The organism is Burkholderia guangdongensis (assembly GCF_013403875.1).
Taxonomy (GTDB): domain Bacteria; phylum Pseudomonadota; class Gammaproteobacteria; order Burkholderiales; family Burkholderiaceae; genus Burkholderia; species Burkholderia guangdongensis.
Window position 1 is genome coordinate 23,263 of the sequence record NZ_JACBNX010000012.1, and the last position, 13,734, is coordinate 36,996.

General features: G+C 68.9%; 13 protein-coding genes. 10 read left to right on the forward strand and 3 right to left on the reverse strand.

Annotation, left to right across the window (positions count from 1 at the left end; all coding sequences use genetic code 11):
* Positions 1 to 1,191, forward strand: coding sequence for a c-type cytochrome biogenesis protein CcsB (gene ccsB, locus HZI36_RS12975; protein ID WP_179403048.1), 1,191 nt, complete (start codon positions 1 to 3; stop codon positions 1,189 to 1,191).
* Positions 1,192 to 1,309: 118 nt separating this feature from the next.
* On the opposite strand, the gene lptM is transcribed toward ccsB, so the two are convergent.
* Positions 1,310 to 1,573 (reverse strand): LPS translocon maturation chaperone LptM, encoded by a 264-nt coding sequence (gene lptM, locus HZI36_RS12980; RefSeq protein ID WP_179403049.1) that lies wholly within the window; start codon positions 1,571 to 1,573, stop codon positions 1,310 to 1,312.
* Positions 1,574 to 1,609: 36 nt separating this feature from the next.
* Here lptM and cyaY point away from each other — a divergent pair, with 36 nt between their 5' ends.
* Positions 1,610 to 1,936 (forward strand): iron donor protein CyaY, encoded by a 327-nt coding sequence (cyaY, locus tag HZI36_RS12985; protein ID WP_179403050.1) that lies wholly within the window; start codon positions 1,610 to 1,612, stop codon positions 1,934 to 1,936.
* A 107-nt stretch (positions 1,937 to 2,043) separates the two neighbouring features.
* Here the strand turns inward: cyaY and HZI36_RS12990 are convergent, their stop codons facing one another.
* Positions 2,044 to 4,431, reverse strand: coding sequence for a penicillin-binding protein 1A (locus tag HZI36_RS12990; RefSeq protein WP_179403051.1), 2,388 nt, complete (start codon positions 4,429 to 4,431; stop codon positions 2,044 to 2,046).
* Positions 4,432 to 4,668: 237 nt separating this feature from the next.
* Here HZI36_RS12990 and HZI36_RS12995 point away from each other — a divergent pair, with 237 nt between their 5' ends.
* The 8 genes from HZI36_RS12995 (at position 4,669) to ugpQ (ending at position 12,767) form a co-directional block, all read left to right on the forward strand.
* Positions 4,669 to 5,700 carry a competence protein ComA gene (locus HZI36_RS12995; RefSeq protein WP_179403052.1) on the forward strand — a complete coding sequence of 344 codons (1,032 nt, stop codon included), beginning with the start codon at positions 4,669 to 4,671 and terminating at the stop codon, positions 5,698 to 5,700.
* On the forward strand, positions 5,697 to 6,371 hold the full coding sequence (locus tag HZI36_RS13000) for a fimbrial protein (protein ID WP_179403053.1): 675 nt from the start codon (positions 5,697 to 5,699) through the stop codon (positions 6,369 to 6,371). Before HZI36_RS12995 ends, HZI36_RS13000 begins: the two co-directional genes overlap by 4 nt.
* Positions 6,368 to 7,273 carry a pilus assembly protein gene (locus tag HZI36_RS13005; RefSeq protein WP_246327069.1) on the forward strand — a complete coding sequence of 302 codons (906 nt, stop codon included), beginning with the start codon at positions 6,368 to 6,370 and terminating at the stop codon, positions 7,271 to 7,273. The genes HZI36_RS13000 and HZI36_RS13005 overlap by 4 nt, the downstream gene beginning before the upstream one ends.
* Positions 7,270 to 8,931 (forward strand): type IV pilus secretin PilQ, encoded by a 1,662-nt coding sequence (locus HZI36_RS13010; protein WP_179403054.1) that lies wholly within the window; start codon positions 7,270 to 7,272, stop codon positions 8,929 to 8,931. The genes HZI36_RS13005 and HZI36_RS13010 overlap by 4 nt, the downstream gene beginning before the upstream one ends.
* A gap of 40 nt (positions 8,932 to 8,971) precedes the next feature.
* A complete protein-coding gene (gene aroK, locus HZI36_RS13015; protein ID WP_179403179.1) occupies positions 8,972 to 9,526 on the forward strand; it encodes a shikimate kinase AroK in 555 nt (184 codons plus the stop codon).
* Positions 9,523 to 10,602, forward strand: a complete 1,080-nt coding sequence (aroB, locus tag HZI36_RS13020; protein WP_179403055.1) for a 3-dehydroquinate synthase — start codon at positions 9,523 to 9,525, stop codon at positions 10,600 to 10,602. Before aroK ends, aroB begins: the two co-directional genes overlap by 4 nt.
* A 100-nt stretch (positions 10,603 to 10,702) precedes the next feature.
* Positions 10,703 to 11,935, forward strand: coding sequence for a deoxyguanosinetriphosphate triphosphohydrolase (locus HZI36_RS13025; RefSeq protein WP_425485238.1), 1,233 nt, complete (start codon positions 10,703 to 10,705; stop codon positions 11,933 to 11,935).
* A 79-nt stretch (positions 11,936 to 12,014) separates the two neighbouring features.
* On the forward strand, positions 12,015 to 12,767 hold the full coding sequence (gene ugpQ / locus HZI36_RS13030) for a glycerophosphodiester phosphodiesterase (RefSeq protein WP_179403056.1): 753 nt from the start codon (positions 12,015 to 12,017) through the stop codon (positions 12,765 to 12,767).
* A 154-nt stretch (positions 12,768 to 12,921) separates the two neighbouring features.
* On the opposite strand, the gene HZI36_RS13035 is transcribed toward ugpQ, so the two are convergent.
* Positions 12,922 to 13,653 carry an OmpW/AlkL family protein gene (locus HZI36_RS13035; RefSeq protein ID WP_179403057.1) on the reverse strand — a complete coding sequence of 244 codons (732 nt, stop codon included), beginning with the start codon at positions 13,651 to 13,653 and terminating at the stop codon, positions 12,922 to 12,924.
* Positions 13,654 to 13,734 lie beyond the last annotated feature (81 nt).

Sequence of the window (13,734 nt, forward strand, 5' to 3'; positions counted from 1 at the left end):
ATGGATCTCACGCAAACTTCCCCTTCCCGCGCGCCGCATGCGGCTGCCGCCGTGTCGTCGCCGCTGTTCGACGAGCGTCCGTTCCTGCGGCGCCTGTCGCTGATCGACTGGCTGTTCGCGCTCGCGCTCGTCGCGGGCGCCGGCTTCGCGCTCGGGCACTACAACGAGCACATGGGCTACTACGACAAGCTCGTGCTCGTCGGCGCGACGCCGGCGCTCATCACGCTCGGCTGGCGCTGGAAGCCCGCGCGGCTGCTGATGGCCGCGATCGCGGTGATGTCGCTGCTGTCGATCCAGATCTATCAGGGCGACCTGTCCCGCGCCGATTCGACGTTCTTCCTCAAGTATTTCCTGTCGAGCCAGTCGGCGATCCTGTGGATGAGCGCGCTGTTCGTGCTCGCGACGCTGTTCTACTGGATCGGCATGCTGTCGCGCTCCGCGACCGGCGGCGCGATCGGCCACACGCTGACGTGGGCCGCGGTGCTGATGGGCTTCACCGGGATGATGGTGCGCTGGTACGAGTCGTACCTGATCGGCGCCGACATCGGTCATATTCCGGTTTCGAACCTCTATGAAGTGTTCGTGCTGTTCAGCCTGATCACCGCGCTGCTCTATCTGTACTACGAAGGCCATTACGGCACGCGCGCGCTCGGCGCGTTCGTGCTGCTCGTGATCAGCGCGGCCGTCGGGTTCCTGATGTGGTACTCGGTCGCGCGCGACGCGCAGCAGATCCAGCCGCTCGTGCCCGCGCTGCAGAGCTGGTGGATGAAGATCCACGTGCCGGCGAACTTCATCGGCTACGGCAGTTTCGCGCTGTCGGCGATGGTCGCCGTGGCGTACCTGATGAAGGAGCGCGGCGTGCTCGCCGATCGCCTGCCCGAATTCGAGGTGCTCGACGACGTGATGTACAAGTCGATCGCGGTCGGCTTCGCGTTCTTCACGATCGCGACGATCCTCGGCGCGCTGTGGGCGGCCGAAGCATGGGGCGGCTACTGGAGCTGGGATCCGAAGGAAACCTGGGCGCTGATCGTCTGGCTGAACTATGCGGCGTGGCTGCACATGCGTCTGATGAAAGGGCTGCGTGGCACGGTTGCGGCGTGGTGGGCGCTCACCGGCCTGCTCGTCACGACGTTCGCGTTCCTCGGCGTCAACATGTTCCTGTCGGGCCTGCACAGCTACGGCAAGCTGTAAGCGTCTCCACGCTCGTTCGACAAAAGAAAACCGCCGGCGCACTGCGTGCCCGGCGGTTTTCTTTTGTCATCGCTTTTTTTTGGGGGCGCCCGAGGCCGGGTGTCGCCGGCCGGAAGCGTTATTGCGCGGGATCGGAAGCCGGCGCGGCGCCGCTCGCCGGCAGGTCGGGCGTCAGCATCAGCGGCGTGCCGGTGGTGTCGGGCGTGCTGTCGGCCGCGGAATCGTCGGCCGGCGTGACGTCCGACGACGGTGGCGCCGTTTGCACGGCCGGTTTCGGCGGCAGCGGCGGCACGGACGGCATATAGAGCGGACCGCGTTGACCGCAGCCTGCAAGAATCGCCAAAGCCGCTACAATCGCGCTCATCCGGAAAACGACTCGCATGATCGTCCCTGAACAATTGAACCGACAGAGTTTAGCATGCCCGATACTGATTACCTGACCCGTGCCGAAGCCGTGCTGGCGGCCGTCGAGCGTTCCGTCGACGCCGCGAACGACGGCGACGCCGACATCGATCTCGAGCGCAACGGCAGTGTGCTCACGCTGACGTTCGAGAACGGCTCGAAGATCATCGTGAACCTGCAGCCGCCGATGAAGGAAGTGTGGATCGCCGCGAAGGCGGGGGGCTTCCATTACCGTTATGTCGACGGCGCATGGCGCGACACGCGCACCGGTGGCGAATTCTTCGCGGCGCTCACCGAATACGCGACGCAGCAGGCCGGCATGCCGGTGGTGCTGAGCGCCTGACGGCGCGAGGCGTGCCGGTGCGCCGGCGCGCCGGCCGCGCGCATGCATGTAAAAGAAAGGCGGCCCACGTGGGCCGCCTTTCTCATGGCAGAACGCTGCGCGGCCGATCAGTGGTGGCTGAACATATCCATGATGTCCTGCTTTTCCTGCTCGTCGACGTGAGGCACGGCATCCTCGACCGTCTGCACCTGCGGCGCCCGCGGGACGCCGACCGTCGACACGAAGCCGTGCCCCGGCGTGAAATCGGCGAAGTAGAGCTCGCCGCCGAGCGTCTCGACGCCGTCCGGCATCGTCGGCTTGTACTCGGGCACGCCTTTCAGCGCGGCGCCCATGTACTCGATCCAGACCGGCACCGCGAGCCCGCCGCCGGTTTCCTTGTCGCCGAGGCTGCGCGGATTGTCGTAGCCGATCCATGCGATCGCGGCGAGCGTGCGCTGGTAGCCGGCGAACCATGCGTCGCGCGAATCGTTCGTCGTGCCGGTCTTGCCCGCGAGGTCGGCGCGGCCGAGCACGTTGGTCCGGGCGCCGGTGCCGCGTTGCGCGACACTCTGCAGCAGGCTGTTCATCACGTACGCATTGCGCGCGTCGATCGCGCGCGGCGCGTTCGCGTCGGCGACGAGCGGCTGCGCGCGCGTGACGATGGCGCCGTCCGGATCCGTCACCTCGGCGATCAGGTACGGATTGACCCGATAGCCGCCGTTCGCGAACACCGAGTACGCGCCCGCCATCTGCAGCGGCGTGACGAGCCCCGCGCCGAGCGCCATCGGCAGATAGGCCGGATGGCGATCGGCGTCGAAGCCGAAACGCGTGATGTACTGCTGCGCGTACTTCGGACCGATGTGGCTGAGGATTCGGATCGACACGAGGTTCTTCGACTTCTGCAGCGCGGTGCGCATCGTCATCGGGCCATCGTAGCCGCCGCCGTAGTTCTTCGGCTCCCACGCCTGACCGCCCGTTTCCGCAGCGCTGAAGTAGAGCGGCGCGTCGTTGATGACCGTCGCGGGCCCGAGGCCCTTTTCGAGCGACGCCGAATAGATGAACGGCTTGAACGACGAGCCCGGCTGCCGCCACGCCTGCGTCACGTGGTTGAACTTGTTCTTGTTGTAATCGAAGCCGCCGACGAGCGAGCGGATCGCGCCGTCCTGCGGGACGATCGAGATGAATGCGCCCTCGACCTGCGGAAGCTGCGTGATCGCCCACGTGCCGTTGTCGTTGCGCACGACGCGCACGATCGAGCCCGGGCGGATGCGGTGGTTCTGCGGCGTGGCGGCTGACAGCGCGCCGGCGGCGAAGCGCAGGTTGTCGCCGTCGACCGTCGCGTCGGAGCCGTCGACGAACTTGACCGTCACCTGCCGCGGGCTCGCCACGGTGACGACGGCCGAAATCAGTTCGCCGTTGTCCGGGTGGTCGACGAGCGCATCGTCGATCGCCTGCTCGCGGTCGTCCTCGTTGTCGGGCAACGCGACGAAGCCTTCGGGCCCGCGATAGCCGTGGCGCCGTTCGTAATCCATGATCCCGCGGCGCAGCGCGCGATACGCGAGTTCCTGGTCGGCGGAATCGATCGTCGTGACGACGTTGAAGCCGCGCGTATACGTTTCCTCGTGATACTGCGCGTACATCATCTGTCTGACCATTTCCGCGATGTATTCGGCGTGCACGCTGTATTCGCGGTTCGGGCTCTTGACGACGAGCGGCTGCGCGATCGCCTGGTCGTACTGGTCGCGCGTGATGAAGCCGAGCTCGAGCATCCGCTGCAGGATGTATTGCTGACGTACCTTCGCGCGCTTCGGATTGACGACCGGGTTGTACGCGGACGGCGCCTTCGGCAACCCCGCGAGCATCGCGGCCTCGGCGAGCGTGATGTCCTTCAGGTCCTTGTCGAAGTACTGCCGCGCGGCAGCCGCGAAGCCGTACGCGCGCTGGCCGAGATAGATCTGATTCATGTAGACCTCGAGAATCTGATCTTTCGTCAGCGCCTGCTCGATCCGGTACGAAAGCATCATCTCGTAGATCTTGCGCGTGTACGTCTTTTCGCTCGACAGGAAGAAGTTGCGCGCGACCTGCATCGTGATCGTGCTCGCGCCTTGCGTCGCGTGCCCGTTCGTCAGCGCGACGATGCCGGCGCGCAGAATGCCCATCAGATCGACGCCGCCGTGGTCGTAGAAGCGCGCGTCCTCGATCGCGAGGATCGCCTTCTTCAGCGAATCGGGGACGTCCTTGAAACGGACGATGTCGCGCCGCTCCTCGCCGAATTCGCCGATCAGCACGTGGTCGGCCGTGTAGATGCGCAGCGGCACCTTCGGCCGATAGTCGGTCAACGCGTCGAGCGACGGCATGTTTCGCGACGCGACAACGTATGCGTAGCCGAGCACGAGGCCGCCGCAGACGGCGAGCGTCACGAACAGCGCGGCGAGGCCGAGCAGTGCGCTCAGCCACCAGGGGCGCTTGCGCGGCGCCGGGGCGGGAGGCGGGGACGCGGGAGTCGTGGATTGCATAGGCACACCAGATTACAGTCCCGCAATTATAGCCGGCCGGTATGACCGGCCCGCCGCGGGCGGCTTTCCGGGCACGAGCCCGGGTCGTCGTGTCGCCAGAATAGCGCGGCCGCGGGCGGGAATCGCGGACCAGGCGGGGACGTTGGCCGTTCGGCCGACTGCCGGGCGCGGGCGCCGATTCGCAGAATGCGGATAAGGGCACGCGGCATGGGGCCGCGTCGGCAGAGGGAGGCGAGGATGACCGGACGATGGGCGGCGCAATTCGTGCAATGTGTGCAATTTGCGCGGGGCAGGCGCACGGCGACGGGGATCGACGTCGGTGCGGGCGAGGTGAGGGTGGTGGTGCTGAGCCGGGTCGGGCGCCGCGCGGACGTGCGGCTCGACGGGCTCGAGATCGAGCCGCTCGGCGACACGAACGGGCGCGAAGGCGGGCGCTGGGACGCGGTCGGGCCGGCGCTGGCGGCGGCCGCGTCGCGGCTGGCGGCGCGCGGCGTGCGGTGCGACGCGCGCGGCGTGATGGGGCTCGGCGACGACGAATTGCGGACCGCGCGGCTCGATCTCGCGGGGCGCGACGACGTCGCGGAGGCGGCGCGACAGGCGGCGGAGCGCGTGTCGGGGCTGGCGCCCGATGCGCTCGCGTTCGACTGGCGGCACGACGGGCATGATGGGTGCCGTGGCGGGCGGCCGGGCGAGGTTGCGATCGCGGTGGCATCGCAGCGCCATTTGCAGCGACGGATCGATGCGGCCGCGCTGGCCGGTGTCGACCTGACGGCGGTTGACGGTGAGTCGATCGCCGCGTTGCGCGCGCTGCGCTATGCGGCGCTGCACGAACTCGACGCGGACGAACCGTATTTCGCGATCTGGTTCGGTGACGAGGGCGTGAGAGGCTGGTGGCTCGAGCATGGCGCGGGCGGTTCACCGGCCGGTTCGCAGGCGGCTTTTCAGGCCGCTTTTCAGGCCCATTCGCAGGCCGCTTCACAGGCCAGTTTGCAATTCGACTTCCCGGACCGCGCGCATGCGGCGCTCGCGGATGCGCTGCGCACCTTTGCGCAACGTCCGGCGGGCTGCGCGTTCGTCGCCGGCGACGTGCGCTGCCTCGCGCGCTTCGGCGTGTCGCTCGCCGACGTCGGCGACCTGCTCGGCGCGGTCGCGCTGCCTTTCGAGAGTGTGCATTGGGCCGGCGACGCGCGGGCGGCCGCGCACGCGGATCTGCATTCGCCGTCGTTCGCGGTCGCGTTCGGGTTGGCGCTGAAGGGCGTGTGGGCATGAGCGCGCGGCCGATCGGCGCGGCGTCGCCGCATACGCCGCAGGCCTGGCGGGCCTGGCTCGGCGGTTTCAACCTGCTGCCGCACCGCGAGCGCGACGCGCGCGCGATGCGCCGCCGGGTGGTGGCGCTGTATGGCGTAGCGATGCTGCTCGGCGCACTCGGCGCAGGCATGTGGGTGGCCGGGGCGACGTGGACGCGCGCGCGCGTCGATGCCGAGCGCGTGGCGCTCGAAGCACGGATGCGGCAGCGGCACGCGCAGCTCGGCGAAGCGCAGCGCACGCTGCGGCTGCTGGAGGCGGCGGACCAGCGCCGGCGGCAGGCTGCGCGGCTTGCGGCGCCTTACCGATCCACCGCGGAATTGCTGGTGCTGCTCGCGCGCTTTCGCGACGACGGCGTGCGGCTCGACGGGCTGCGCATCACACCGGACGGCGCGGTGCTCGATGCACGGGCCGTCGACTATCCGGCGGCGGCGCGGTGGCTCGCGCGCATCGCCCGGGAGCGGCAGGCGTGGGCGTTCGACATCGATGCGCTGAAGCCCGCGACGACGCCGGCCGCGGCAGCGGAGCCGGCGAGTATCGCGCGGATGCCGCTGCGGTTTTCCGTACAGGTGCGCTGGCCGGTGCCGCCTGACGACGCAGTGCGCCGCCGGACCGTGACGGAGGGGCGGACATGACGGCGATGACGGCAGACTGGGCGTGGCTGGTTGGCGTGCGATGGCGGGGTGCGCGGTGTGTTGTCGGGCGGGCGGCGGGATACGCGGTCGCGTTCGGCGCGGTGTTCGCTGGGGGCGCGTCTCTCGCGGATCAGGCCGACTGGAGCGGTCTCGCGCAGAGCCGCGCGGCGCTCGACGCGGCCGCGGCACGCGCTGCAGCCGCCGATCGCGTGCTGGCGGAAGCGGCGCGGCGCAAGCCGGACGTGAGCGCCGCGGCATCGACGGATGCCGGGCGCGCGCCCGATTGGGCGACGCTCGCGCTGAAGCTCGCTGAGCTCGCCGCATCGAGCGGGCTGCGACTCGATGTGCTCGAACCGCAACCCGCACAACCCGCACAACCCGCGCAGCAGGAGCAGCAGGAGCCGCGGGAGCAGCAGGCGCAGCCGGGCGCTCGTCGCGCGGTGCGGATCGTCGCGCGCGGCGATTTTCCGGCGCTGCGCCGGACGGTCGGCGGGCTGGCGGCGCTGCCCGCGCTCGCGGTGCCAATGACGACGCGCGTCGAGCGCGGCGCGGCGGCGCTACGGATCGAGATGACGCTCGACGTATTTCCGGCGTTGCCGGTCGATGGCGCGGCATCGGCCGGCGACCAGATCGACGCGTTCGCGGACGCAGGGGATCCGTTCGGCCGAGGCGTGGACGACCCGGGCGAGACCGATGCCGCGTCGGCGCGTCTCGCGGGCGTGCTGCGCGACGGTCGGGGCGGCCTTGCACTGTTCGACGACGGCACCGGCTCGATTACCGCGATTTCGACCGGGGAAGCGCTCGGCCACGCGCGTTTGCTGCGCGTCGCGCCGGATGGCGTGGTGCTCGCGACGCCGGGCGGTCCGCGCAGAATCGATCTGGATGAGGGGAGCCCGTCATGACGAGATATGCGTGGCTGGCGGCGGCATGCATCGGGTTGCATGCGAACGGGGCGGTCGCGGCGCTGCCGCCGCTGCCACCTCTCCCGCCGCTATCGCCGGATGGCTCACCGACCCGGCAGTACGCGGATTCGCCCGATGTGCCGCTGCCGTCGCCGTCGCCGGCAGACGACGGCGCGCCGTTTGCTGAATCGTCACCACCCGCACCGCCACCCGCGCCGCCGCCCGTCGCTGCCGCACCCTCTTCGTCCGCGCTCGAAGGGCCTCCGGTGCCGCTGCCGCCGCCGGCGAGGTTGAGCGACGCATCCGCGCACCGGCCCGGTGACGCGGACGACGACCGGCGCATCTCGCTGAACCTCAGCAGCGTGAGCCTCGCCGCCGCATTCGACGCGTTCGCGCGCTTCACGGGCCTGAACGTCATCGTCAGCGAGCGCGTGAAAGGCACGGTCTCACTGCGCTTGAACGACGTCCGCTGGCGGCACGCGTTCGACACGCTGCTCGATGCGCACGGCCTCGTGATGGCGCGACGCGACAACGTAATCTGGGTGACGCCGGCCGCCGATCTCGCCGCACGCGAGCGCGAACGCTTCGACGCGCATGCGCGGGCCGCCGACCTCGAACCGCTCGCGAGCCATACGTTCGCGCTGCACTACCCACGGGCGCAAGACGTGCAGCGGCTACTGACAGGTGCCGCAGGGCAACGCGTGCTGTCGAAGCGCGGCGCGGCGGCGGCCGATGCGCGGACGAACCTGCTGTTCGTGACCGATCTCGCGCCGCGCATCGCGCAGATCGCCGAGCTGATCGACGCGATCGACCGGCCGTCGCGGCAGGTTCGGATCGAGGCGCGCATCGTCGAGGGCGAGCAGGGTTTCTCGCGGAACCTGGGCGTGCGGCTCGCGATGCGCGTGCGGGATCTCCGGCCGTCCACCGACGGCGACGCCGGGCAAACTGCCGGCAGCCCGGCGGACCGGCGCAACACGCTCGATCTGGGTGCGCGGCCGCTCGGCGGCTTCGACGCCGCGACCGCGGGGCTCACGCTGTTCGCCGCGCCGCTGAGCCGCCTGCTCGACGTCGAGTTGAGCGCGCTCGAGGCCGACGGGCGGGGCCAGATCGTGTCGCGACCACGCGTCGTGACCGCCGACCGGGCGAAGGCGATCGTCGAGCAGGGCGCCGAGGTGCCGTATCAGGCGAAGGTCGGCAACGGCGTGAGCGGCGTGCAGTTCCGCCGGGCGACGCTGAAGCTCGAGGTCGAGCCGCAGATCACGCCGGACGGCCGGGTCGTGCTCGATCTGAACGTCGCGAAGGACAGCATCGGCGAGCAGACGTCGGCCGGCCCGGCGATCCATACGAAGCACGTGCAGACCCGCGTCGAGGTCGAGGACGGTGGCACGGTCGCGATAGGCGGCATCTACGAGCAACTGGACAGGCATGATGTGACGCGCGTGCCGGTCTTGGGCAAAATACCGGTTTTGGGCGCGCTTTTCCGGCACCGGGCGCGGCGCGAGCAGCGCAGCGAGCTCGTCGTGTTCATCACGCCGACCGTCGTCGGCGCGGGCGGTGGCGAACGCGGCGCGGCGGGCGCGGGCACGGGTGACACCAAAGCCGTAACCGGCCCGGATGCCGCCGGCCCAGGCTCGACAAGGCAGCCGCTTTGCCAGTAAGCTGCGCCACACACCAGCAAGATTGAAGCAGAGGAAGCCGTTGCAAGCGCGGGACCCACACGCAAACGTATTTTTCGTCGGCCTCATGGGAGCGGGTAAGACCACCGTGGGCCGGGCGATCTCGCGCCGGCTCGACAGGCCGTTCTTCGATTCCGACCACGAGATCGAGGCGCGCACCGGCGCGCGGATTCCCGTCATCTTCGAGCTCGAGGGCGAAGCCGGCTTTCGCGATCGCGAGACGCAGGTGATCGCCGAGCTCACGCAGCGCGAGAACATCGTGCTCGCGACGGGCGGCGGCGCGGTGCTGCGTCCGGAAAATCGCGAATGTCTGAAAGCGCGCGGCATCGTCATTTATCTGCGCGCCAATCCGCACGATCTTTGGTTGCGCACGCGCAAGGACAAGAATCGTCCGCTGTTGCAGACCAGCGATCCGAAGGCGCGTCTCGAAGCGCTCTACGAGGTGCGCGACCCTCTTTACCGCGAATGCGCGGACTTCATCATCGAGACTGGCCGTCCGTCCGTGAACGGGCTCGTCAACACGGTGCTGATGCAACTCGAACTGGCGGGCATCGCCACCAAGCCGCTACAAGCATGATTACTGTCAACGTCGATCTGGGCGACCGCGCCTACCCGATTCACATTGGCGCCGGCCTGATCGGCCGCACCGAACTGTTCGCTCCCCACATCAAGGGCTCGTCCGTCACGATCGTCACGAACACGACGGTCGATCCGCTTTACGGCGACGCGCTGCGCGCCGCGCTCGCGCCGCTCGGCAAGCAGGTGTCGACGGTCGTGCTGCCCGACGGCGAAGCGTACAAGAACTGGGAAACGCTGAACCTGATCTTCGACGGCTTGCTGACCGGGCGCGCGGACCGCAAGACGACGCTCGTCGCGCTCGGCGGCGGCGTGATCGGCGACATGACGGGCTTCGCGGCCGCGTGTTACATGCGCGGCGTGCCGTTCATCCAGGTGCCGACGACGCTGCTGTCGCAGGTCGATTCGTCGGTCGGCGGCAAGACCGGGATCAATCATCCGCTCGGCAAGAACATGATCGGCGCGTTCTATCAGCCGCAGGCCGTGATCGCGGATATCGGCGCGCTGAACACGCTGCCCGAGCGCGAGCTCGCGGCCGGCATCGCCGAGGTGATCAAGACGGGCGCGATCGCCGACGCCGGATTCTTCGACTGGATCGAGGCGAACGTCGGCGCGCTGAACCGCCGCGAGCCGGACGCGCTCGTGCATGCGGTGAAGCGTTCGTGCGAGATCAAGGCGAGCGTCGTCGCGGCCGACGAGCGCGAGGGCGGCTTGCGCGCGATCCTGAACTTCGGGCATACGTTCGGCCACGCGATCGAGGCCGGGCTCGGCTATGGCGAATGGCTGCACGGCGAGGCGGTCGGCTGCGGGATGGTGATGGCGGGCGATCTGTCGGTGCGGCTCGGCCTCTTCGACGACGCGTCGCGGCAGCGCCTGAACGCGGTGATCGCGGCCGCGCATCTGCCGACGCGCGGGCCCGCGCTCGGCGACGCGCGCTATATGGACCTGATGCGCGTCGACAAGAAGGCCGAGGCCGGCGCGATCAAGTTCATCCTGCTCAAGCGCTTCGGCGAGACGCTGATCACGCCCGCGCCGGACGAAGCGGTGTTCGCGACGCTGGCGGCGACGGTCGGCTGACGCATTGCGGCGCCGCCACGCGCCGGTGCGTCGGGGAACCGCGGCGCACGGTGGCAGTCGGATAGCCCGACACCCTTGAACCCTTGACGTGGAGGAGATGGTGAGCGAGACATCCAGCCAGTCGGCACGCGAGCCCCGGCGCGAATCCGTTCGTGAACCCGTGTCCGATGCCGCGCCGGTGGCCGCGCCGCCGACGCTCGCGGCGCTGGAAGCGCATCTCCTCGCCCCGTATGCGGCGCATGCGTCGCACTCGCGCGGCCGCCGCCATCCGGAACCGCCGCCCGCAGCACGCACCGAGTTCCAGCGCGATCGCGACCGCATCGTTCACTCCACCGCCTTCCGCCGCCTCGAATACAAGACGCAGGTGTTCGTGAACCACGAAGGCGACCTGTTTCGCACGCGCCTCACGCACAGCCTCGAAGTCGCGCAGATCGCGCGCTCGGTCGCACGCAACCTGCGGCTGAACGAGGATCTCGTCGAAGCGATCTCGCTCGCGCACGATCTCGGCCACACGCCGTTCGGCCATGCGGGCCAGGATGCGCTGAACGCGTGCATGCGCGAGCACGGCGGCTTCGAGCACAACCTGCAGAGCCTCGCGGTCGTCGACGAGCTCGAAGAGCATTACGGCGCGTTCAACGGCCTCAACCTCTGCTTCGAAACGCGCGAAGGGATTCTGAAGCACTGCTCGCGCGAGAACGCGCGCAAGCTCGGCGAACTCGGCGAGCGCTTCCTGCACGGGCGTCAGCCGTCGCTCGAGGCGCAGCTCGCGAACATCGCCGACGAGATCGCGTACAACAACCACGACGTCGACGACGGCCTGCGATCCGGCCTCATCACGATCGGTCAGCTCGCCGACGTCGAGCTCTGGCAGCGGCATTACGAAGCCGCGCTCGCCGAGTTTCCGCGTCTCGAGGGCCGCCGCATCGTGCACGAGACCGTGCGCCGGATCATCAACACGCTGATCGTCGATCTGATCGAGCAGACGACGCGCAACCTCGCGCGCGTCGCGCCCGCGTCGCTCGACGACGTGCGGGCGGCGCCGCCGCTCGTCGCGCACAGCGAAGCCGTCGCCGCGCAGGCGGCGGCACTCAAGCGTTTCCTGTTCGGGAACCTGTATCGCCATTACAAGGTGATGCGGATGGCGAACAAGGCGCAGCGCGTCGTGACGGGCCTGTTCGACGCGTTCACCGGCGACGCGCGCCTGTTGCCGCCCGCGTACCAGACCGACGACGCGGCGCTGCAGCCGCGTCTCGTCGCACACTACATCGCCGGCATGACCGATCGCTTCGCACTGAAGGAGTATCAGCGCCTGTTCGTCATCGACGACAACTGAGTGTCATGAGCGGTCATTTCCTCGATCCCGAGACCGGCCGGCGCGCCGGCTGAACCGCCTTCACGAGCGAGGTGCACGCATGAATGCCTGGCCCTATCCGCGCGTGGTCGCGCATCGCGGCGGCGGCACGCTCGCGCCGGAGAACACGCTCGCGGGCCTCGACGAAGGCGCGCGGCGCGGTCATGCGATGGTCGAGTTCGACGCGAAGCTGTCGGCGGACGACGTGACGTTCCTGCTGCACGACGACACGGTCGACCGGACGTCGAACGGCCATGGGGCGGCCGCGCAAATGAACTACGCGACGATCGCGGCGCTCGACGCGGGCGCGTGGCGCGACGCGCGCTTCGCGGGCGAGCGGATGCCGACGCTCGCCGCGGCCGCCGCGCGCTGCCTCGCGCTCGGGCTCGCGGCGAACGTCGAGATCAAGCCGTGCCCGGGCCGCGAGCGCGAGACCGGGCGGCGCGTCGCGCTCGACGCGGCTGCGTACTGGCGCGGCGCGGCGGTGCCGCCGCTGCTGTCGTCGTTCTCGTTCGACGCGCTGCGGGCGGCGCGTGACGCCGCGCCGGACCTGCCGCGCGGGATGCTCTACGACGCGGTGCCGGCCGACTGGCCGGAACAGACGCGCGCGCTCGGCTGCGTGTCGCTGCACGCGAACCAAGCGCGGCTCGACGAGGCACTGGTGCGCCGCATCAAGGCGGCGGGATTGCGGATCCTCGTCTATACGGTGAACGACCCCGAGCGCGCGAGGACGCTCGTTGGCTGGGGCGTCGACGCGGTCTGCACGGACCGGATCGACACGATCGGTCCGCACGCGCTCGACGCAATCGTCTGAGCGTCGGCGGCTTTCCCGCGAGGGCCTGAACGCGCAACAAACGACATCCCTGGTCGCCCCGCCCGGGACGTTTCATATCACGAACCCGTTACTTGAGGAAAAATCCGCTACAAATTGCAGCGGGATTAACCATTCCCCAAATATTCGACTACGCTTAGAAACGGTAGCCGACGTTCAGGTAAGTCACGATCGGATTCAGGTTGATCTTGGCCTTCGACACCTGGGTGAGGGTGCCGACGGGTGTCGCGCGGGCCGTCGTCAGCGTCGCGGTGGCGCTGACGGGGATGTACGAGATCGACAGGCCGCCGAACCAGTGGTCGGTGAAGTTGTAGGTGAAGCCGCCGTTGAAAACGGGCGCCCACTGGTTGCTGGCCGTCGCGCTGGTCGGACCCTGGAGGACGTTTTGTTCGAATGCCGAATTCGTGATCTTCGTGCCGGTAAACCAGATATAGGTGGCGCCGATCCCGAGATAGGGCCGGAACTTCGCGTTTGCGTCGTTGAAGTAGTACTTGACGAGCAGCGCGGGGCTCCACTGGTAGGCCTGGCCGATCTTGCCGAACGGTTCGAACTGGCCCTTGCCGGTCAGGTCGAACTTTGGCGGAATGCCGAAGACCAACTCGGTAGCGATGTGGTCGGTGACGAAATAGCCGGCCGTGAGGCCAAAGGTGTCGGCATCGCTGATGCCCGCGCCGGTGTTCGGAATCGATTGGTTCACCGGGCTTCCGCCGACGCTTTCGACGGTCAGCGGGTCGCTGCTGTCCTGCGGCGCCAGGTGGAACCAGCCGGTGCTCAAGTAAAGGCTGCCCGCGGATTGCGCGTGTGCCGAGCCCGCCGCGAACGCGAATGCGAGTGCGGCGGCCCCCGTAATGGCCAGTTTTTGTTTCATTCCTTTGTCTCCTCCAGAAAAGGCTGCTCATTATGACGACTGCGTTTAAAACCGAACAAGGCCGCAGGCTAGAGTTTTCTC

Bases quoted from the DNA above. Each gene is read 5' to 3' on its own strand.
- HZI36_RS13005 (WP_246327069.1), top strand. From the start codon at position 6,368: ATGACGGCGATGACGGCAGACTGGGCGTGGCTGGTTGGCGTGCGATGG.
- ccsB (WP_179403048.1), top strand. From the start codon at position 1: ATGGATCTCACGCAAACTTCCCCTTCCCGCGCGCCGCATGCGGCTGCC.
- lptM (WP_179403049.1), bottom strand. From the start codon at position 1,573: ATGCGAGTCGTTTTCCGGATGAGCGCGATTGTAGCGGCTTTGGCGATT.
- aroB (WP_179403055.1), top strand. From the start codon at position 9,523: ATGATTACTGTCAACGTCGATCTGGGCGACCGCGCCTACCCGATTCAC.
- HZI36_RS12995 (WP_179403052.1), top strand. From the start codon at position 4,669: ATGACCGGACGATGGGCGGCGCAATTCGTGCAATGTGTGCAATTTGCG.
- HZI36_RS13000 (WP_179403053.1), top strand. From the start codon at position 5,697: ATGAGCGCGCGGCCGATCGGCGCGGCGTCGCCGCATACGCCGCAGGCC.
- cyaY (WP_179403050.1), top strand. From the start codon at position 1,610: ATGCCCGATACTGATTACCTGACCCGTGCCGAAGCCGTGCTGGCGGCC.
- HZI36_RS13035 (WP_179403057.1), bottom strand. From the start codon at position 13,653: ATGAAACAAAAACTGGCCATTACGGGGGCCGCCGCACTCGCATTCGCG.
- ugpQ (WP_179403056.1), top strand. From the start codon at position 12,015: ATGAATGCCTGGCCCTATCCGCGCGTGGTCGCGCATCGCGGCGGCGGC.
- HZI36_RS12990 (WP_179403051.1), bottom strand. From the start codon at position 4,431: ATGCAATCCACGACTCCCGCGTCCCCGCCTCCCGCCCCGGCGCCGCGC.
- HZI36_RS13010 (WP_179403054.1), top strand. From the start codon at position 7,270: ATGACGAGATATGCGTGGCTGGCGGCGGCATGCATCGGGTTGCATGCG.